Origin of the sequence: Streptomyces sp. AHA2, assembly GCF_036857595.1 — a bacterium.
In the GTDB taxonomy this organism is placed as follows: Bacteria; Actinomycetota; Actinomycetes; order Streptomycetales; family Streptomycetaceae; genus Streptomyces.
On the sequence record NZ_JAUQWJ010000009.1, the window covers coordinates 56918 to 75188 of the forward strand.

General features: G+C 73.1%; 16 protein-coding genes. 3 read left to right on the plus strand and 13 right to left on the minus strand.

Going from position 1 to position 18271, the window contains the following annotated elements; genetic code table 11:
• Positions 1-26 precede the first annotated feature (26 nt).
• The 8 genes from cobA to Q5694_RS19750 form a co-directional block, all read right to left on the minus strand.
• Complete coding sequence (gene cobA, locus Q5694_RS19715; protein WP_333934486.1) at positions 27-1274, minus strand: uroporphyrinogen-III C-methyltransferase; 1248 nt, start codon at positions 1272-1274, stop codon at positions 27-29.
• A gap of 157 nt (positions 1275-1431) precedes the next feature.
• Entirely contained in the window at positions 1432-5670 is a 4239-nt protein-coding gene (cobT, locus tag Q5694_RS19720) for a nicotinate-nucleotide--dimethylbenzimidazole phosphoribosyltransferase (protein WP_333934487.1), read from the minus strand.
• 365 nt (positions 5671-6035) lie between these two features.
• Positions 6036-7256, minus strand: coding sequence for a precorrin-6y C5,15-methyltransferase (decarboxylating) subunit CbiE (gene cbiE, locus Q5694_RS19725; protein ID WP_333934488.1), 1221 nt, complete (start codon positions 7254-7256; stop codon positions 6036-6038).
• 145 nt (positions 7257-7401) lie between these two features.
• Positions 7402-8031 carry a GNAT family N-acetyltransferase gene (locus Q5694_RS19730; RefSeq protein WP_333934489.1) on the minus strand — a complete coding sequence of 210 codons (630 nt, stop codon included), beginning with the start codon at positions 8029-8031 and terminating at the stop codon, positions 7402-7404.
• 140 nt (positions 8032-8171) lie between these two features.
• Positions 8172-8996: a MetQ/NlpA family ABC transporter substrate-binding protein gene (locus Q5694_RS19735; RefSeq protein ID WP_333934490.1), complete on the minus strand. Its 825-nt coding sequence runs from the start codon at positions 8994-8996 to the stop codon at positions 8172-8174.
• A 61-nt stretch (positions 8997-9057) separates the two neighbouring features.
• Positions 9058-9765 (minus strand): methionine ABC transporter permease, encoded by a 708-nt coding sequence (locus Q5694_RS19740; RefSeq protein ID WP_333934491.1) that lies wholly within the window; start codon positions 9763-9765, stop codon positions 9058-9060.
• Complete coding sequence (locus Q5694_RS19745) at positions 9762-10796, minus strand: methionine ABC transporter ATP-binding protein (RefSeq protein WP_333934492.1); 1035 nt, start codon at positions 10794-10796, stop codon at positions 9762-9764. Before Q5694_RS19745 ends, Q5694_RS19740 begins: the two co-directional genes overlap by 4 nt.
• A gap of 384 nt (positions 10797-11180) precedes the next feature.
• Positions 11181-11831: an HAD family hydrolase gene (locus tag Q5694_RS19750; protein WP_333934493.1), complete on the minus strand. Its 651-nt coding sequence runs from the start codon at positions 11829-11831 to the stop codon at positions 11181-11183.
• Between the two features lie 68 nt (positions 11832-11899).
• Between Q5694_RS19750 and Q5694_RS19755 the strand changes: the two genes are divergently transcribed.
• A complete protein-coding gene (locus tag Q5694_RS19755; protein WP_333934494.1) occupies positions 11900-12259 on the plus strand; it encodes a hypothetical protein in 360 nt (119 codons plus the stop codon).
• Complete coding sequence (locus Q5694_RS19760; protein WP_333934495.1) at positions 12240-12671, plus strand: hypothetical protein; 432 nt, start codon at positions 12240-12242, stop codon at positions 12669-12671. Before Q5694_RS19755 ends, Q5694_RS19760 begins: the two co-directional genes overlap by 20 nt.
• A gap of 52 nt (positions 12672-12723) precedes the next feature.
• On the opposite strand, the gene Q5694_RS19765 is transcribed toward Q5694_RS19760, so the two are convergent.
• The 3 genes from Q5694_RS19765 to Q5694_RS19775 form a co-directional block, all read right to left on the minus strand.
• A complete protein-coding gene (locus Q5694_RS19765; RefSeq protein ID WP_333934496.1) occupies positions 12724-13221 on the minus strand; it encodes a GNAT family N-acetyltransferase in 498 nt (165 codons plus the stop codon).
• 57 nt (positions 13222-13278) lie between these two features.
• Positions 13279-13770, minus strand: coding sequence for a sigma-70 family RNA polymerase sigma factor (locus Q5694_RS19770; RefSeq protein ID WP_333934497.1), 492 nt, complete (start codon positions 13768-13770; stop codon positions 13279-13281).
• Between the two features lie 90 nt (positions 13771-13860).
• The gene (locus tag Q5694_RS19775) at positions 13861-15027 is read right to left on the minus strand and encodes a glycerophosphodiester phosphodiesterase (RefSeq protein WP_333934498.1); all 1167 of its coding nucleotides are present in this window, start codon (positions 15025-15027) and stop codon (positions 13861-13863) included.
• A gap of 381 nt (positions 15028-15408) precedes the next feature.
• On the opposite strand from Q5694_RS19775, the gene Q5694_RS19780 reads away from it, so the two are divergent.
• The gene (locus tag Q5694_RS19780) at positions 15409-16083 is read left to right on the plus strand and encodes a lysophospholipid acyltransferase family protein (RefSeq protein WP_333934499.1); all 675 of its coding nucleotides are present in this window, start codon (positions 15409-15411) and stop codon (positions 16081-16083) included.
• A gap of 82 nt (positions 16084-16165) precedes the next feature.
• Here the strand turns inward: Q5694_RS19780 and Q5694_RS19785 are convergent, their stop codons facing one another.
• Together Q5694_RS19785 and Q5694_RS19790 are read right to left on the minus strand one after the other, a co-directional pair.
• Positions 16166-17695, minus strand: a complete 1530-nt coding sequence (locus Q5694_RS19785; protein WP_333934500.1) for an MFS transporter — start codon at positions 17693-17695, stop codon at positions 16166-16168.
• Complete coding sequence (locus Q5694_RS19790; protein WP_333934501.1) at positions 17692-18243, minus strand: TetR/AcrR family transcriptional regulator; 552 nt, start codon at positions 18241-18243, stop codon at positions 17692-17694. Before Q5694_RS19790 ends, Q5694_RS19785 begins: the two co-directional genes overlap by 4 nt.
• Positions 18244-18271: the final 28 nt, after the last annotated feature.

An 18271-nucleotide genomic window follows, 5' to 3' on the forward strand; every position in this document is an offset into this window, starting at 1 on the left:
GCGCGGGACGGGTGACGTCCCGCTCATCACTGGAGTTGTTCGACGGTCTGGGGGCCGACGGTGACGACCGGTCCGATCACGATCACGGCCGGGGGCTTCACGTTCTCGGTCCGTACGGTCTCCCCGACGGTGGCGAGGGTGGCGTCGACCCGGCGCTGGGCGGCCGTCGTGCCCTCCTGGATGAGAGCGACGGGCGTGTCGGGGGACTTGCCGTGGGCGACGAGCGTCTCGGCGACCTTCCCGATCGTGCCGACGCCCATGAGGATCACGAGCGTGCCGGTGAGCTTCGCGAGCGACGGCCAGTCGACCAGGGACCGCTCGTCGTCGGGGGCGACATGGCCGCTGACCACCGTGAACTCGTGGGCGACCCCGCGGTGGGTGACCGGGATGCCCGCCGCCCCCGGGACCGAGATCGAGCTGGAGATGCCCGGCACGACCGTGCAGGCTATCCCCGCCTCGGCGAGCGCCTGGACCTCCTCCATGCCGCGCCCGTAGACGAACGGGTCACCGCCCTTGAGCCGTACGACGGCCTTGCCCTGCTTGGCGTACTCGATCAGGGCGTTGTTGATGGCCTCCTGCGCCATGAAACGGCCGTACGGCAGCTTCGCCGCGTCGATCACCTCGACGTTGGGGGGCAGCTCGGCGAGCAGGTCGCGCGGGCCGAGGTGATCGGTGATGACCACGTCCGCCCCGGCGAGCAGGCGGCGGCCGCGCACGGTGATCAGGTCCGGGTCGCCGGGGCCGCCGCCGACCAGCGCCACTCCGGGCGTGCGGGTGCGGTGGTGGGGGGCGACGAGCGTGCCGTCGCGCAGGCCCTCGACCACGGCGTCGCGGATGGCGGCGATGTGACGGGGATCGCGCTCGCGCGCGTCGGTGGTGAGGACGGCGACGGTGACGCCCTCGCTCTCGCTGTGCCCGCTGGCCGGTGTCCAGGCCGTGGCCACGTCGGCGTCGTCGGCGCGCACGCACCACACGCGCCGGTGTTCCGCCTCCGCCGAGGCGAGCGTGTTGGCCTGCGGGTCGCTGGTGGCGACGAGGGCGTACCAGGCGCCGTCGAGGTCGCCCTCCTCGTAGCGGCGCCGGTGCCAGGTCAGCTCCCCGGCGTCGGCCATGGCCTGCACCGAGGGGGTGACCTCCGGGGACACCAGGACGAGGTCCGCGCCCGCCGCGATGAGGGCGGGCAGGCGGCGCTGGGCGACCTGGCCACCGCCCAGGACGACCACGCGGCGGCCGGCGAGGCGGAGGCCTACGGGGTAGGCGGGGTGTTCGGCCATGGTGGTGGGGCTCCTGAGGGGGCGGGTTCGGCGGCGGCCCTGACGTGCGGATTTTAAGCCGCGCGGGCCTCCGCGCGGCACGGGTGTCCGGTGGCTGAGCACCCCGGCCGGGCGCAAAGCCACCGGAAACGGTTCGACCCTACTTCTCGGTCATTCCCTACTTCTCGGTCACTCCCGCGGAGTCGAACGTCGCGACCTCGTGCATGGCCCGGGCCGTGCTCTGCACCAGGGGCAGGGCCAGCAGGGCGCCCGTGCCCTCGCCGAGGCGCAGGTCCAGGTCGACCAGGGGGCGCAGACCCAGCTTGTTGAGGGCCGCCACATGGCCCGGCTCGGCACTGCGGTGGCCCGCGATGCACGCGGCCAGGACCTCGGGGGCGATCGCCCGGGCGACCAGGGCGGCGGCACCGGCGCTCACCCCGTCCAGGATCACCGGCGTGCGCAGCGAGGCGCCGCCGAGGAGGAGGCCGACGATGGCGGCGTGCTCGAAGCCGCCGATCGCGGCGAGCGCCCCGATCGGGTCGGCCGGGTCCGGTTGGTGCAGTTCCAGGGCGCGGCGGACGACCTCGGTCTTGCGGGCGAGGGTCTCGTCGTTGATGCCGGTCCCCCGGCCCGTGACCTCGGCCGGGTCGGCGCCCGTGAAGACGGAGATCAGGGCGGCCGACGCGGTCGTGTTGGCGATGCCCATCTCACCGGTGAGCAGGGCCTTGTTCCCGGCGGCGACCAGGTCGCGGGCGGTCTCGATGCCGACCTCGATGGCCTGCCTGGCCTCCTCGCGGCTCATCGCGGGGCCGGTCGTCATGTCGGACGTGCCACCGCGGATCTTGCGGGGCAGCAGCCCCGGGGTGGCCGGGAGGTCGGCGGCGACGCCCACGTCGATGATGCACACCTCGGCGCCCACCTGGGTCGCGAAGGCGTTGCAGACGGCGCCGCCACCGAGGAAGTTGGCCACCATCTGGGCCGTGACCTCCTGCGGCCAGGGGGTGACCCCCTGCGCGTGGACGCCGTGGTCGCCCGCGAAGATCGCCACGGCGGCGGGCTCCGGGATGGGCGGCGGGCACTGGCGGGACAGACCCGACAGCTGCGCGGAGATGATCTCCAGCATGCCGAGCGCTCCGGCCGGCTTGGTCATGCGCTTCTGGCGCTCCCACGCCTCGCCGAGCGCCTTGGCGTCCAGCGGGCGGATCTGCGCCACGGTCTCGGCGAGCAGGTCGTGCGGTTCCTCTCCGGGCAGTGCGCGTCGGCCGTACGTCTCCTCGTGCACGACCCACGACAGCGGGCGGCGCTTGGACCAGCCCGCCTGCAGCAGCTCGGGCTCGTCCGGGAACTCGTCGACGTAACCGACGCACAGATAGGCGATGACCTCGAGGTGCTCGGGCAGCCCGAGCGCGCGCACCATCTCGCGCTCGTCGAAGAAGCTGACCCAGCCGACGCCGAGTCCTTCGGCGCGGGCGGCGAGCCAGAGGTTCTCCACGGCCAGCGCGGCGGAGTACGGGGCCATCTGGGGCTGGGTGTGGCGGCCGAGGGTGTGGCGGCCGCCACGGGTCGGGTCGGCGGTGACGACGATGTTCACCGGCGTGTCGAGGATGGCCTCGATCTTCAGTTCCTTGAACTGCTTGGCCCGGCCCTTGGGGAGGGACTTCGCGTACGCGTCGCGCTGGCGCATGGCCAGTTCGTGCATCGCGCGCCGCGTGTCGGCGGAGCGGATCACGACGAAGTCCCAGGGCTGCGAGTGGCCCACGGAGGGCGCGTGGTGGGCGGCCTCCAGGACGCGCAGCAGCACCTCGTGCGGGATGGGGTCGCTGCGGAAGCCGTTGCGGATGTCGCGGCGTTCGCGCATGACCTTCAGGACGGCCTCGCGCTCGGCGGGGTCGTAGCCCGGGGCGGCGGGGCCGGTGGACGGGCGTGCTTCGGCCACGGCTGCCGCGCTCTCTTCTCTCTGGTTCTCCTGGTCCTCCAGGTCCTCCTGGTCGGCGGCCCGGGTGTCCAGGTCGTCGGCGCTCTGCGCGAGTCCGGCGTCGCCGTCGCCCTCGCGGGGCGCGGGCACCGCGACCACGGCTCCGGGCGTCCCGGGCTGCGACTGCTGCGGTCCCTGCACGGGCTGCGTGCCGTTCCCGTCCGGTACGGGGGCGGGGACGACGACGGTGACGTGCGCGGTGGCCGATACCGTCGGGCCGGCCGGTTCGGGGGCGGGTTCCCCGTCCGCGGGGGCGGGGAATCCGGCGGGTGCCTCGGGCTGCGCCTGCTCGGCTTCGGCGGTCCCCACCGCGCTCGCGTGTTCGGGGGTGGCGGCCGCCTCGACCGGTGCCTCCGGGGCCGCTGCGGTGGGTGCGGGGGCCTCGGAGGTGGCCGGCTGGGGGGCCGTCACCAGCGGTGCCGGCCCGGCTGCTTGGCCGCCGGCCGGTGCTTCGGGCGCAGCGGGGGCCTGAGCGGCCGTCGCCGGCGGTGCCGCGCCGTCGGCCGTCGCGGCCGCGGCCTCCAAAGCACCCTGGGAAACGCCGGCCGGGCCCTCAGCGGCGGCCTCGGGCGGGTTCACGACGGCGGGTTCAGGGGCCAACGGAGCGACGGCTTCCGGGGAGGGGGCGGGCTCGGGAGTCGGGGCGGTCTGCGGGGCCGGGGCGGACTCCGGTGCAGGCGTCGTCTCCGGGGCAGGTGCGGTCTGCGAGGCGGGTGTCACGGCGTCGGAGGTCGCCGTGGCTTCGGGGGCCGCACTGGCCGGCTGGGGCGCGGGAGTCGGCGCCTCGGGAGCCGGGGCCGCCTCGGGAACCGCGGTTGCCGCAGGGGCCGCGGGAGTTGAGGCGTCGGCAGCCGGGGCCGCGGTCTCCGGGACGGGAGTCGTCGCACCGGGAGCGGCAGCCGGGGCTTGTGGAGCTGCGGGCGACGTCTGCCCGGCGGCAGCCGCGGGCTGCTCAACGGCGGTCCGGCCCTGCTCGGCAAGGGCGGGCCCCTGCTCGGCGGCAGCCGCGGGCTGCGCGGCAACGGCAGTGCCCTGGTCGGCGGAAGCCGGGCCCTGGTCGGCGCCGGCAAGGCTCTGCCGGACGCCGGCGAGATCCTCGTGAGCGATCGCCGGGCCCTGGTCGGCAGGGGTCGCGGCCCGGTCGCCCGCCTCGGCGGCAGCGGCGACCGCGCCCGGCTGCACGGCATCCACGGCTCCGGCCACGCCCGCTCCGGCCTGCCCGGTGGCTTCCGCGGCGGCGGCCTGCGACACGACCGGGTCCTGGACGGCCCCGGCTTCCGCGGACGTCACGGCGAACCCGTCCGGACCCCCCTGGGCCGCGTCCGACTCGGGGGCGACGGAGCCGGCTCGGCCCGCCTCGGAAGCGGCCTCAGCACCGGCGGGACCGGCAGCGGCCGGCTGACCGCTCGCCGCGCCGGCCTCCGTGACGGCCGGCCCGGCCGCGTGCGCCCGATCAGCGGCGGCGTCGGCCGCACCGGCGGCGACGGCGTCGTCCGCCGCGGCCCGAGCCGTGTCAGGACCGGTGCTCTCGGCAGCGGCGCCCGCGGGATCGGGCACCTGGCCCGCCTCCCCGGCAGCCGCGTCACCGGTCGTACCGCCCTCCACCGGGCCCACTCCCACCGCGTCGGGGACGTGCCCGGCACCCCGGGCCGTGCCCGCGCCTGCGGGGTCGACGGCCACGGCCTGCGCCGGCACCGGAAGACCCTGCTGAGCGTCGAGGAGCTGGCCCTCCGGCCCACCGGCGACCGGCACCGGCTGCTCCGCGTGCGCGGGCTGTGCGGCCTGAGCCGTGTGCGCGGCCCCGGCCGGCTGCGGTGCCGTGGGGGTCGCGACCGCCTCGACCGTGCCCGCCGGGGCCGTTCCCGGTACAGCGGTTTCCGGAACAGCCGCTTCCGGAACAACCGTTTCCGCAGGCGCCGCCCCGGCAGCCGTCGGGGCCTGGGGCGCGGCCTGCGCACCCCACGGCGCGCCCGCGGGCGTCTCGGCGGCCCGGGGCGCGTCGAGGTACTCGGGGCCCGGGGGCTGGGCGACGGCGGGCTGGCGCACCGGCGCGTCCGCGGGGCCGCGGTCGGCGAGGGAGCGGACCGGGCTGGCGGAGGTGTCGGGCAGGGGCGGGCCGAGGTGGAGCGGCCGGCGCGGGGTGATGGGCGGGATCGGCGGCGGGTCCGGCAGGCGGACGCCGCCGAGGTCCACCGAGCCGCTGTCGCGGCCGGAGAGTTCGTGCGGGCCGGGCTGGTGCACGGTCTCGACGACCGGCTCCGGCGCGGGCGGCGGGACCTCGTTGCCCCACGCGCCCTGGGCACCCGGCAGCAGCAGGTCTTCGTCCTCGGTGGAGTCGTCGGAGAGGTAGGTGTACGGACCGTGCGCGGAGGCGCCCGGCTGCTCCACCATGCCTGCGCTCTCCGGCAGTCCCTCGCCCGGGACCTGGCCGGTGTCGGTCATGCGTACCCCTCGCCCATCGGTTAGTGCTCCTACGACCAGCTCGCCGGAACGGCGCACCGACCGCCCCGCAGTGAAGAACGAGCGTGCGTCCCCAGCGGCACGAACGGCCCGCCGGAAAAGGCGACAAAGCCACTCAGTGGCATTGTTGCGGCCGTACCACCCTCACGGCAGCATGATCCGCGACGGTTCCGCTGTGGACTGCGCCACGTTGCGCGTCCTTCGGTTCTGCCGTACCACACCCCTCCCAAAACGGGCGGGCTTTCCGGACATTGGCCGACGAAGTGCCGGGGGTCCGGGTGCGGTGCAGCGATCGGCCAGCCTACCGCGCGCGGTACGACAAACCGATCACGGGGACGGTCGTCGGGTCAGAGGCCGCGTTTCGGCAGCACGCCGCTGAGCAGGAACGCGACGCTCCGTTCCTTCTCCGTCCAGGCCCGGGTGTCGAGTTCGACGGACTGGAGGAGGGCGCACTCGACGGTGTAGCCGTGCTCGGTCAGGTCGCGGCCGACGAGTTCGGCGGCGTCGCGGGTGGCGGCGTGCGTGACGATGCGCTGGGGGCGGCGGTCGGCGACGGCGGAGACGACGGCCGCTCCCCCGCCGCCGACGCGGACGACGTCCGGCTCGGGAAGGTTCTCCAGGACGTGCGGGGCGGTGCCGTGGACGACCTGGAGCGGGATGCCGAGGCGGCGGGCGGCGGCGTCGGTGCGGGCACAGGCGTCGCGGTCGCTGTCGACGGCGATGACGCCGGCGCCGGCGCGTGCGGCCTCCACGGCGAAGGCGCCGCCGCCGCAGCCGATGTCCCATACGAGGTCGCCGGGGCGCGGTCCCAGGCGGGCGAGTTGGGAGACGCGCAGCAACGGCGTCTCGCCCTCGCCGGGGACGCCGTCGTAGGTGTCGGCGGGCAGGGTCCAGCCGCGCGGTCCGGCGGACGGGTCGCGGCCGGCGATCCAGCCGCCGTTCTCCCCTGCCGTCTCCGGCCGGACGGGGCCGCCCAGGACGATGACGACGTTGGGGTCGCGCCAGGTGTGGTCGGCGGCCTTGTCGGAGGTGACGACGCTGACGCGTTCGCGGTCGGTGCCGAGTTCCTCACAGACGACGAACGAGCGGTGAACTCCTTCGAGGAGCAGGCCGAGTTCGGCGGGTCCGGCGCCGGGTGAGGTGAGGACGGCGACCTTGGTGTGGGCGCGGCATACGTTGACCGCGCGTCGCAGGGTGCGCCGGTGTGCGACGACCACCTGGGCGTCGTCCCAGGGCATTCCGGCCCGGGCGAAGGCGGCGGCCACCGAGGAGACGGCGGGGACGACTTCGACCTCGAGCCCGAACTCCGGTGCGCGCAGGCTGCGTACGACGCCGAAGAAGCCGGGGTCCCCGTCGGCGAGGACGACGGCCGTGCCGCGGTGGGCGGCGATGCGGCGGGCGGCGAGGGCGACGCTGCCGAGGCGGATGCGTTCGGCGCCGGCGGGCACCTCGGGCAGCGCCAAGTGGTGGGCGGCGCCCGCCACGAGCGTGGCGGCGCCGAGGGCGGCGCTCGCCGCGGCGGTCAGCGGCGAACCGTCCCAGCCGATCACCGTGACCCGGTCGGCCATCGTCGTCAGTCTCCAGGGGGTCTCGCAGGTCGTCTGCGTGTCGTCGGGGGAAGCCGCCCGGGGGCGGGCTTGGTGAGGGTACCCGGTGGAGTCGGGGAGGGGGGTGCCGGTGTCGTGGCCGCCGCCCGCCCGTGGGGGGCGGCGTTCAGTTCCAGTCGCCGAACGACGTGAAACCGTCGCGCTGCTCCCCGACGCCTTCGAGGTCCTCCGGGAGCAGGCTCCAGACGATGTAGTCGGTGCGTACGTCGGCCCAGGTGCCGTCCTCGGCCCGGGCGCGGGCTATGCAGGCGTTGCGCAGGACGCCCTCGCTGATGCAGCCGATCTTCTGGGCGACCTGCTGGGAGGCGGTGTTGTCGGCGGCCGTGCGCAGTTCGATGCGTTCGAACTTCTGGTCCGTGAAGAGCCATTGGGCGGTGGCGAGGGCGGCTTCGGAGGCGTAGCCCTCGCCGCGGGCCCAGGGCGCGATGATGTACGACAGTTCGGTGGAGCGCACGTGCCAGTTGGTCTTCCCCAGCTGGACGATGCCGACCAGGCGCTGGGTGAGGAACTCGGTGACGGCGAAGTCGAGGCCGCGTCCCTCGGTGCGGGCGGTGGGGGCGTGCTCGGTGATCCAGGTCCGGGCGCCGGCCTCCGTGAAGGGCTGCGGGACCGAGGTCCAGGCCGCCACCTGCTCGTCGTTCATCATCGCGGCCAGGGCGGGGACGTCGTCCTCGTCGAGGGGACGCAGCACCAACCGCTCCGTGCTGATGGAGACGTTGGGGAAGGTGCTCGTCATGCGCCGCTCCGTAACCTTCGGTGAACCTTCAGGGCCTGCTGAACTGCCCAGCATGCAGCATGAAAGCACTCGTGCGCACCACGGGGCCCCGCCTCGGCCGTGAGGCGGGGCCCCGTGCGCGCGGGTGCCGGGGGCAGGGCTCAGAAGGAGGCGAGCACGGAGCCGGCGTACTTGTCCTGGATGAACTTCTTGACCTCGGGCGAGGTGAGCAGCTTCGCGAGCTTCTTCACGCGCGGGTCGTCCTCGTTGCCCTTCTTCACGGCGAGGAAGTTGCCGTAGGGGTTGTCCTTCGGGGACTCCAGGATCAGGGCGTCCTTCGAGGGCTTGAGGTCGGACTCCAGGGCGTAGTTGCCGTTGACGACGGAGGCGTCCACGTCGTCGAGGGAACGCGGGGTCTGGGCCGCCTCCAGCTCCTTGAACTTGAGGTTCTTGGGGTTCTTGGTGATGTCGGCCGGGGTCGCCGAGTTGCCGACGCCCTCCTTGAGGGTGATCAGCTTGTTGTCCGACAGGAGCTTGAGGGCGCGGGCCTCGTTCACGGTGTCGTTGGGGACGGCGACGGTCGCACCGCTCTTGAGGTCCTCGACCTTGTCGACCTTGTTGGAGTAGAGGCCGAGCGGCTCCAGGTGCACCGTGACGACGGGCACGATGTCGGTGCCGTTCTTCTTGTTGAAGTCGTCGAGGTACGGCTTGTTCTGGAAGTAGTTGGCGCCGACGGAGCCGTCCTGCGTCGCGGTGTTGGGCGTGACGTAGTCGGTGAACTCCTTGACCTCGAGGTCGAGTCCCTCCTTCTTCGCCAGGTTGTCCTTGACGAAGGTGAGGATCTCGGCGTGCGGGGCGGGGCTGGCGGCGACGACGAGGGGCCCGTCGGAGCCGGAACCGGAGTCGCCCGACCCGCACGCGCCGAGCCCGAGGGTGAGGGCTCCGGCGGCGAGGACGGCGGTGGTGATCTTGGCGGTGTTACGCACGAAAAGTGCCTTTCCTTATGACCGTGGGGTGGTGCTGCCCCGTCGTGGGTGGACGGGGAGTTCAGGAGGCGGCTTTGAGGAGCCGCAGTTTCGGGGCGGGACCCGAGCGGGCGCCGCGGCGGTGCAGGGAACGGGCCGCGTAGTCGCCGGCGAACTGGATCAGGGAGATGACGACGGCGAGGATGGCGACGGTGATCCACATCAGCTCGGTCTCGAACCGCTGGTAGCCGTAGCGGATGGCGATGTCGCCGAGGCCGCCGGCGCCGACGGTGCCGGCCATGGCGGAGTAGCCGATGAGGGCGACGACCGTGGTGGTGGTGCTGGCGATCAGCGACGGCAGCGACTCGGGGACGAGGACCTTGCGCACGATGGTCCAGGTGTTGCCGCCCATGGCCTGCACGGCCTCGACCAGGCCGTGGTCCACTTCACGGACGGCCGTCTCGACCAGGCGCGCGAAGAACGGGATGGCGCCGACGGCCAGCGGCACGATGGCGGCCTCCCGGCCGATGGTCGTTCCGGTGATCCACCGGGTGAAGGTCATCAGCGCGACCATCAGGATGATGAACGGCAGCGAGCGGGCGATGTTCACGACCTGCCCGATGACCTTGTTGGCGACGACGTTCTGCAGCAGACCGCCGCGGTCGGTCAGCACCAGCAGGATGCCCAGCGGGAGCCCGCCGACGACGGCGATGAGCGTGGACCAGCCGACCATGTAGAGCGTGTCCCAACACGCCTGGGTCAGCAGGGGCTGCATCTCGGACCAGGTCACTTGGCACCTTCCTTCACCAGTACGGACTCGTGGCCCGGGACGTCGATCTGCAGGCCCTGCTCACGCAGGAAGCCGATCGGCACGACGTTGTCCTCGTAGCGGCCGGGCAGTTCGATGCGCATCCGGCCGACCTGGAGACCGCCGACGGTGTCGATGGCCGCGCCGAGGATCGATATGTCGATGTTGTAGGTGCGGGCGAGCTGCGAGATGACGGGCTGGGTCGCGCTCTCGCCCTGGAAGGTGACGTCGACGACGGTGCGGTCGGCGCCGGAGGCCTCGCCGTCGAGCGGGAACAGCGCGGCGGCCAGCTCGGAGCCGGGGGTGGCCAGCAGCTCGCTGACCGTGCCCGACTCGACGATGCGGCCGTTCTCCATGAGGGCCGCCGAGTCGCAGACCGACTTCACGACGTCCATCTCGTGCGTGATGAGCAGGACGGTGAGGCCGAGCTGCCGGTTCAGGTCGCGCAGCAGTCCCAGGATGGAGCGGGTGGTCTCGGGGTCCAGGGCGCTGGTCGCCTCGTCGGACAGCAGGACCTTGGGGTCGCCGGCGAGGGCGCGGGCGATGCCCACCCGCTGCTTCTGGCCGCCGGACAGCTGGGAGGGGTAGGCGCCCGCCTTGTCGGCGAGGCCGACCAGGTCGAGCAGTTCCAGTGCCTTGCGGGAGCGGTCCCCGCCGGACCGGCCGAGGATCTCCAGCGGCAGCTCGACGTTGTCCTGCACCGTGCGCGAGGACAGCAGGTTGAAGTGCTGGAAGACCATGCCGATCCGGCTGCGCGCCCGCCGCAGTTCCTTTCCGGCGCGGGGTCCGCGGCCCGCCAGGGCGGTCAGGTCCTGCCCGGCGACGGTCACGGTGCCGGAGGTGGGGCGTTCCAGGAGGTTGACGCAGCGGATGAGCGAGGACTTGCCGGCGCCGGACTGGCCGATGACGCCGTACACCTCGCCCTCGCGGACGTGCAGGTCCACACCGTCCAGGGCGGTGACCTCGCGGCCGCGTGAGCGGTAGACCTTGGTGAGGCCCGAAGTGGTGATCACTGGGTTTCCGTCACTGTCGAGTGCGCGGGCGTGGGTGTGCCCGGGCACAGGTGCATTCGGTCAGGGACGCGACACGGTTCTCACGGAAAGGGGAACCGGGGAGAAACATGTGCGCGGGCGGCTTCGCGTCACGCACCGCCCAGGGCGTGCGGACGGGCCGCGGTCTCGCTTCGGGGCGCGAGCTCAGAAGTGGTGCAGGGGCCCTCTAGAAGGCGCACATTCGACACATACAACGAGCACCGGGCGTCGTGGTCGCCTCGGTCGCGGGGATGCGGTCGCTCGTCGTGGTCATGCGGCAAGTAAAACATGTGTACGGTCCTGACCGGCCGCCGCTGTCCGGATGCTGGACACCGATGGACAGCGGCGGTGGACGGGCCGGCCGGGTCAGCCGCGCACGGAGATCTCCACACCCCGGTCGGTGACCAGTGCGGACAAGGCCGACAGGTTCTCCACGACCAGGTCGGCGTGGAGTTCCGCGGCCCGGTGGGTTGTGGCCAACGCCACGGTGGTCATCCCGGCGGCGCGGCCGGAGGCGAGTCCGGCGGGAGCGTCCTCGAAGACGACGCAGTGGGCCGGATCCACGCCGAGTGCGCGGGCGGCCAGCAGGTACGGCTCCGGGTCGGGCTTGCCGCGCGTGATGTCGTCGGCGGCGACCAGCGTCTTGGGGAGGATGCCGACGGCGTCGAGACGGGCCTCGGCCAGGCGCCGGGTCGCGGAGGTGACGACGGCCCAGCGGTCGGCGGGCAGGGCGTCGAGGAAGGTGCGGGTGCCGGGCAGCAGGTGGACGCCGCCGCGCGGCACGTCCTCGACCTCCAGGTCCTCGATCCGCGCCACGGCCCGCGGCACCACCTCGGCGGGCAGCAGGTCGGCGGCTATCTCGGCGGCCGGCCGGCCGTGCAGTTCGACCCGGGCGAACTCCTCCGCCGTGATGCCGTACTCCGCGGCCCACCGTGTCCAGCAGCGGTCCACCGAGGCGAGGGAGGAGACGAGCGTTCCGTCGTTGTCGAAGAGCAGGGCCTGCGCGTGGATCGTCATGCCTCGACCCTACGGTGCAGGCCAGGGCCCGGAGCAGGGGCCCTTTCGGGGCGTAATAAGGTCGCTGCATGCTCACTGTCCTGACGCTGGTGACCGGCGTCGCCGCGCTGCTGCTGGCCGCCTGGTGCGGCTGGGCGGCCTACCGCGACCAGCCGACGAAGGACTGGCACTTCATCGGGATGGCCGTGGTCACCCTGCTGTCGCTGGTCCAGCTCGTCGTGGGGATCGTGCTGCTGGCCCGGGGCGAGAAGCCGGAGCAGGGCACGACGATCTTCGTGGCCTATCTGCTGGGGGCCTTCGCATGCGTCCCGGCGGCGGGGTTCATGTCGCTGGCGGAGCGGACCCGGTGGGGTTCGGTGACGGTGGCGGCCGGTGGTGTGGTGCTGGCGGTGTTGGAGGTGCGGCTCTATGACATCTGGGCGGGCTGAGGCGGGCCGGCGGCGGCTGGCCTCCGGGCCGGGCGCGCTGCTGGTGTGGCTGTACGGCGTGATGGTCGTCGGGGCGGTGTCGCGCTCGGCGTACCAGATCGCCACGGAGTTCGACCGGGCGCCGCTGGCGTACTCGCTGTCGGCGGTGGCCGGGGTGGTGTACGGGTTCATCACGTACACGCTGGTGCGCGGCGGGGAGACGGCGCGCAGGGTCGCGCTGGCGTGCTGTGCCGCCGAGCTGGCCGGGGTGCTGACGGTGGGCACCTGGACCCTGGTCGATCCGTCGGCCTTCCCGGACGCCACGGTGTGGTCGGACTTCGGGATGGGTTACCTCTTCATCCCCGTGCTGCTGCCGCTCACCGCCATCTACTGGCTGCGTGCCTCGCGGGCGCGCGACGGCGACGCCGCCTGAGGTCGCCAGGCGGCGCCGGGCCGTACGGGACGCCTCGCGCCCCCGGGAGGGATCAGGCCGTGGCCGCGTAGGTGGCCGCCGGCTTCTCCAGGACGATCATCGGTACGCCGTCGGCGCCCTGGGAGGTGCCCACCGCCTGGTAGCCGACCTTGCGGTAGAGGCGGAGGGTGCCCTCGCTGCGGTGACCGGTGTGGAGCCGGAAGCGGGTCGCGCCGTGCCGGTCGGTGAGAGCCGCTTCGGCGGCGCGCAGCAGCCGGGCCCCGATGCCGTGGCCCTGCAGGCGCGGGTGGACGCAGAGCTTGCCGATGACGGCGGCGCCGTCCTCGGTGACCGAGCCGCGGACCGAGCCGACGACCTCGTCGCCGAGCCGGGCCACGAAGACGCAGTCGCGGGCGACTTCCTCGCGGACGGAGTCGAGGGTCTGGACGAGCGGGTCGATGCGGTAGTTGCCGTACAGCGCCGCCTCCGGCTGGAAGCACAGGTACTGCAGCCTGAAGATCTGCTCCGCGTCCTGCTCGGTCGCCGCAGAGATGGTCACACTCATGCCCATGTGCGCACGCCTCCCGCTCATCTGATCGCCGGTGGTCCCCCACTCCTATCCCCGTCCTCAGCGGGCCGCAACCTCCGGTGTGAGCAATCTGCGCAGACATCCCAGGCATCTGGAACGTTCTGGCCCAAGACTGCCCTGTGAGATACCCAACTCCCCTGCGATTTCCCGGTAGGTCAGGTCCTCGGGCGCGAGCAGGGCCTCCATCAGCCGGGGGCAGCGACCCGGGAGGCGGCGGACGGCCGCGCGCAGGGCACGCCCACGGGCCGCGGCGAGGGCCAGCTGCTCGGGATCACCGCCGTCGTCCACCGGCTCGGTGGGGTACGGCCGTTCGAGACGGCGCGTGCGACGGGTGCGGCGGGCCTCCGCCCGGACGGCCCGGCGCAGCCACTGCCCGGGGTCGCGCGGGGGCCCGTCGGCGTCCAGGCGCTCCAGCAGGCGAAGCCAGACGGCTTGCTCCAGATCACCCGCCTCGGTTCCGGTGGCATATGCCTCCGCAGCGGCCTCGGCAGTGAGCAGTGGGCGCAGGGCGGTGACCAGGTCGTGCGTCATATGCGGTGCGACGCGGCCGCCCGGGCCGCGGGTTGCCCGGGCGGCGAAAGCTCACCCGACCGGGCGGTGTGAGCCGGGGAGTTGACGAGGTCAGCGGTCGCGGAAGTCCTCGCGCGCCAGCAGCCCGGTGTCGGGCTGGTCGGTGAAGACGCCGTCGATGCCGGTCGCGAAGTAGGCCCGGTAGGCGCCGAAGACGTCACCGTAGGCGTCCGCGTCCGTGCCCTTGCGGAACTCGGCGGGCAGGAAGGGGTTCTCGTTGCGCAAGGTGTAGGGGTGCAGGATCAGGCCCACCCGGTGGGCGTCGGCGACCAGGGTGGTCGGCTGGGTGAGCCTGCCCTGCGCGTCGCGCGGGATGACCAGGTCCAGGGTCGGCCCGATGCCCTGCGCGTACGAGGCGATCTCCCGCAGGCCGGCCGGCTTGACCAGGTCGGCGACGGTGCGCGGGTCGCCGGTCTCGACGAAGTCCCAGGGGCGGGAGCCGGCCGACGACAGCAGCACGACCAGCGGGTTGTCGACGAGCTTGTCGAGCCGCTGGACGCTCGTCGGCTCGAACGACTGCAGGACGACCGGGGAGGTCCGGCGGTCCTTGCGGTGCCGGTGCAGCAGCTTGGCGACGCGCTCCTCCAGCGGCAGGCCCAGCTTGCGGAAGTAGGTGGGGTGCTTGAGTTCGGGGTAGATCCACACCTGCTTGCCGCGCCTGCGGGTCTGTTCGTCCTGCCAGCGCAGGACCTCCTCGAAGGTGGGGATCTCCCAGCGGCCGTCGTAGAGGGTGTTGTGCGGGCGGTTGGCCGGGATGCGCTCGACCGCGCGGAGCCTCTTCAGCTCGGCGAGCGTGAAGTCCTCGGTGAACCATCCGGTGGTGGAGACGCCGTCGAGGACCTTGGTCCTCTTGCGGTCCGCGAACTCCGGGTGGTCGGCGACGTCGGTGGTGCCGCCGATCTCCGGCTCGTGACGGCACACCAGGTGGCCGTCCTTCGTCGGGACCAGGTCGCCCGCCTCGACGATGTCGGCGCCCATGTCGAGGGCCAGCTGGTAGGAGCCGATGGTGTGTTCGGGGCGGTAGCCGCTGGCCCCCCGGTGGCCGATGATCGTCGGCCTGGGCAGGCCGCCCAGTCCCTTGCCGCCGTGCCGGGCCCCTTCGGCTCTCGCCGTTCCGGCCATCCCGAGGACCGCGGTGCCGGTGCCGAGCACCGCCGCGCCGAGCAGCGCCCGCCGTCCGGTGCCGGTCGTTTCCTCGTTCGACTCGCGCGTTCCCATGAGCGCCTCCTGCCGTCGTGCCCGTCAGTGCGGGCCGATCGTAGGGGCGCGTACATGACGGACGGGAGACCGCAGGCGGAACACGCGGGTGACTCGGGATGTCACCGTGGCTGACGGGGCGGGTGAACTGACGGTTCGTAGCATCCGGCCGATTCGTCCGGCCGCTTCCGGGAACGCGAAGGGTGTGCCGCGGGGCGATGTGTGTCACACATTCCGGACGCGCCACGCCCGCACGGTGCTGCTTCACCGCAGGTGAGCCCGTGTCAACAGTGCGTAAGGTCGCGGTCGGGCGTCGTGCCCGATGTGCGCGAGCACGCGCCCCACGAGTATCGTCCTCACCTGCACAGACTCATATCGCATCCCTTGACACCGGAGGGTCCGTTGTCCCGCTTCGCGCTCATCAAGGCAGTGCTCGGCCCGATCATGCGGCTGATGTTCCGCCCCCAGGTGGAGGGCGCGGAGCACATTCCCGGCGACGGTCCGGTCATCCTGGCGGGCAACCACCTCACGTTCATCGACTCGATGATCCTGCCGCTGGTCTGCGACCGGCAGGTCTTCTTCATCGGCAAGGACGAGTACGTGACCGGCAAGGGCTTCAAGGGCCGGCTCATGGCCTGGTTCTTCACCGGCGTCGGCATGATCCCGGTCGACCGCGACGGCGGCCGGGGCGGTGTCGCCGCGCTGATGACCGGGCGCCGCGTGCTGGAGGAGGGCCGGATCTTCGGCATCTACCCGGAGGGCACGCGCTCGCCCGACGGGCGCCTGTACCGCGGGCGGACGGGCATCGCCCGGCTGACGCTGATGACGGGTGCGCCGGTGGTGCCGTTCGCCATGATCGGGACGGACAAGCTCCAGCCGGGCGGGGCCGGCTTGCCCCGGCCGGGCAAGGTCACGGTGCGGTTCGGCGAGGCGATGGAGTTCTCCCGGTACGAGGGGATGGACCGGGACCGGTACGTGCTGCGGGCCGTGACCGACTCGGTGATGACCGAGGTGATGCGGCTGTCCGGGCAGGAGTACGTGGACATGTACGCCAGTAAGGCGAAGGAAGCGGCGTAGTCCGGGCGGCCGTGTTCGCGCGGTTGCCCGCGCCCCCCTGAGGGCGTCTCCCTCGGGGGGGCGGTCGAACGGGGCAGCCGGGTCAGGGGTGGGACGGGGTCGTTTCCAGCTTCTGGTGGCGGAGCAGGAACCACGCCGCCACCGCCGCGGCCAGCAGGACCACCGCGCCGACGCCCGCCGCGAGGGCCAGGCCGTCGACGAAGGACGTGCGGGCCGCGTCCAGCATCACGCCGGCGCTGTGGGGCGGCATGTGCGCCGCCGCCTCCACCGCGCCGCCCAGCGACTCGTGCGCCGCGTCCGGCGTGCCCGCCGGGCCGGTGAAGTCGCGGTAGACGCCCGTCACGATCGAGCCGAGCGCGGCGATGCCCAGGGCGGCGCCGAGTTCGTACGCCGTCTCGGACACGGCCGACGCGGCACCGGCCTGCTCCTTGGGCACGCTGGAGAGGATCACGTCGGCGGTCACGGTGAACGAGAAACCGGCGCCGACACCGACCACCAGCAGCGCGCTGCCGAGCAGCGGGTAGCCGGTGGACTGGCCGATCACGGTCAGGGCGGCCAGCGCGAGGCCGATCGCCGCGAGCCCGCCGGAGACGACGGACCGGACGGAGAAGCGGCGGGCCGCACGGCCGGCGATCAGACCGGCCACCACGGCGCCGACGGCGGCGGGCAGTTCGGCCAGGCCGGCCTCCAACGGGCGCCTGCCCTGCACGAGTTGCAGGTACTGCGACAGGAAGAACACCAGCCCGGACAGGCCGAGGATGGTCAGCAGGTCGGCCAGGACGGCCCCGCTGAAACCGCGGTTGCGGAACAGCCGCATGTCCAGCAGCGGCGCCGGAAGCGTGAGCTGCCGGCGGACGAAGCCGTGGAGGGCGGCGGCGCCCAGCAGGCCGGCGGCCAGAGGGCTCCAGGCGAAGCCGTGCGTCGCGGTCTCCTTGACGGCGTACACCACGCCGATCATGCCGACCAGCGACAGCATGACGCTGACCAGGTCCCAGGGCCCGGGGTTCGCCGTGCGCGACTCGGGCAGCAGCTTGATGCCGACGAGGACCAGGACGGCCATCACGGGCAGGTTGATCAGGAAGACCGAGCCCCACCAGAAGTGCTCCAGCAGGAACCCGCCGACGATCGGGCCGACGGCCGTACCCGCCGAGGCGGTGGCACCCCAGATGCCGACGGCGAGGCTGCGTTCGCGCGGGTCGTGGAAGAGGTTGCGGATCAGGGCGAGCGTGGCCGGCATCAGCGTCGCACCGGCGACACCGAGCAGCGCCCGGGCGGCGATCATCATCTCGGGCGTGGTGGCGTAGGCGTTGACGACGGATATCGCACCGAACGCCGTGGCGCCCACGAGCAGGATCCGCTTGCGGCCGATCCGGTCGCCGAGGCTGCCCATCGAGACGAGCAGGCCGGCGATGACGAACGAGTAGACGTCGCCGATCCACAGCAGCTCCGTGCCGGAGGGCCCGAGGTCCTCGCTGATGTAGGGGGTCGCGAGACCGAGGACGGTCGCGTCGACGGCCACCAGCAGTACGGCGAGCACGAGGACGCCGAGCGCGAGCCACCGGGCCGGACGCTTCACCGCCTCCGTCTCGGCCGCCTGCAGGGTGCTGGTCATGATTCCTCTCTTCTGACTGCGCCGCCGAGCAGCAGCTCGACGATCATGTGCTGGAAGTCCTTGGGCGCGCCCTTGCCGCTCTGCACCAGCCACGCGCCGGAGGCCAGCAGGCCGTAGAGCGCCTCGGTGAGCCAGGCGGGCGTGAGGTCGATGCGGAACTCCCCGCCGAGCTGACCGCGCCGGAACAGGGCGGAGATCCGGTCGTCGATCTCGGTCCAGCCCGCGTTCTGCTCCTCGCCCTCGAACAACTGGTTCTCGGTGTAGAGGAACGCGAGCAGGCCGGCGGCCGGCTCGATCGCGCCGACCAGCCGGCGCACGGCCTCGCTCGCCGTGCCCTCGTCGAGGCGGGCCGCCTTCAGGGCGGCCTCGCACTCGGCGATGCCGAGCGACTCCAGGGCGCGGACCAGGGCGTCGCGTCCGGCGAAGTGCCGGTGCAGGGTGGCGCGGCTGATCCCGGCGGCCTTGGCGACCTCGTCCATGGTCGCGGTGGACTTGCGGGCCAGCAGGGCGGCGGCGGAGCGCAGCACGTGGTCGGGATCGACAGCCATGAGACAACCATACACCGAATGAGACATG

Coding starts and splice junctions, on each gene's coding strand:
- Q5694_RS19770 (WP_333934497.1), bottom strand. CDS start 13,770: ATGACGCACGACCTGGTCACCGCCCTGCGCCCACTGCTCACTGCCGAG.
- Q5694_RS19730 (WP_333934489.1), bottom strand. CDS start 8,031: ATGACGAGCACCTTCCCCAACGTCTCCATCAGCACGGAGCGGTTGGTG.
- Q5694_RS19760 (WP_333934495.1), top strand. CDS start 12,240: ATGACATCTGGGCGGGCTGAGGCGGGCCGGCGGCGGCTGGCCTCCGGG.
- cobT (WP_333934487.1), bottom strand. CDS start 5,670: ATGACCGACACCGGCCAGGTCCCGGGCGAGGGACTGCCGGAGAGCGCA.
- Q5694_RS19750 (WP_333934493.1), bottom strand. CDS start 11,831: ATGACGATCCACGCGCAGGCCCTGCTCTTCGACAACGACGGAACGCTC.
- Q5694_RS19765 (WP_333934496.1), bottom strand. CDS start 13,221: ATGGGCATGAGTGTGACCATCTCTGCGGCGACCGAGCAGGACGCGGAG.
- Q5694_RS19785 (WP_333934500.1), bottom strand. CDS start 17,695: ATGACCAGCACCCTGCAGGCGGCCGAGACGGAGGCGGTGAAGCGTCCG.
- cobA (WP_333934486.1), bottom strand. CDS start 1,274: ATGGCCGAACACCCCGCCTACCCCGTAGGCCTCCGCCTCGCCGGCCGC.
- cbiE (WP_333934488.1), bottom strand. CDS start 7,256: ATGGCCGACCGGGTCACGGTGATCGGCTGGGACGGTTCGCCGCTGACC.
- Q5694_RS19775 (WP_333934498.1), bottom strand. CDS start 15,027: ATGGGAACGCGCGAGTCGAACGAGGAAACGACCGGCACCGGACGGCGG.
- Q5694_RS19790 (WP_333934501.1), bottom strand. CDS start 18,243: ATGGCTGTCGATCCCGACCACGTGCTGCGCTCCGCCGCCGCCCTGCTG.
- Q5694_RS19755 (WP_333934494.1), top strand. CDS start 11,900: ATGCTCACTGTCCTGACGCTGGTGACCGGCGTCGCCGCGCTGCTGCTG.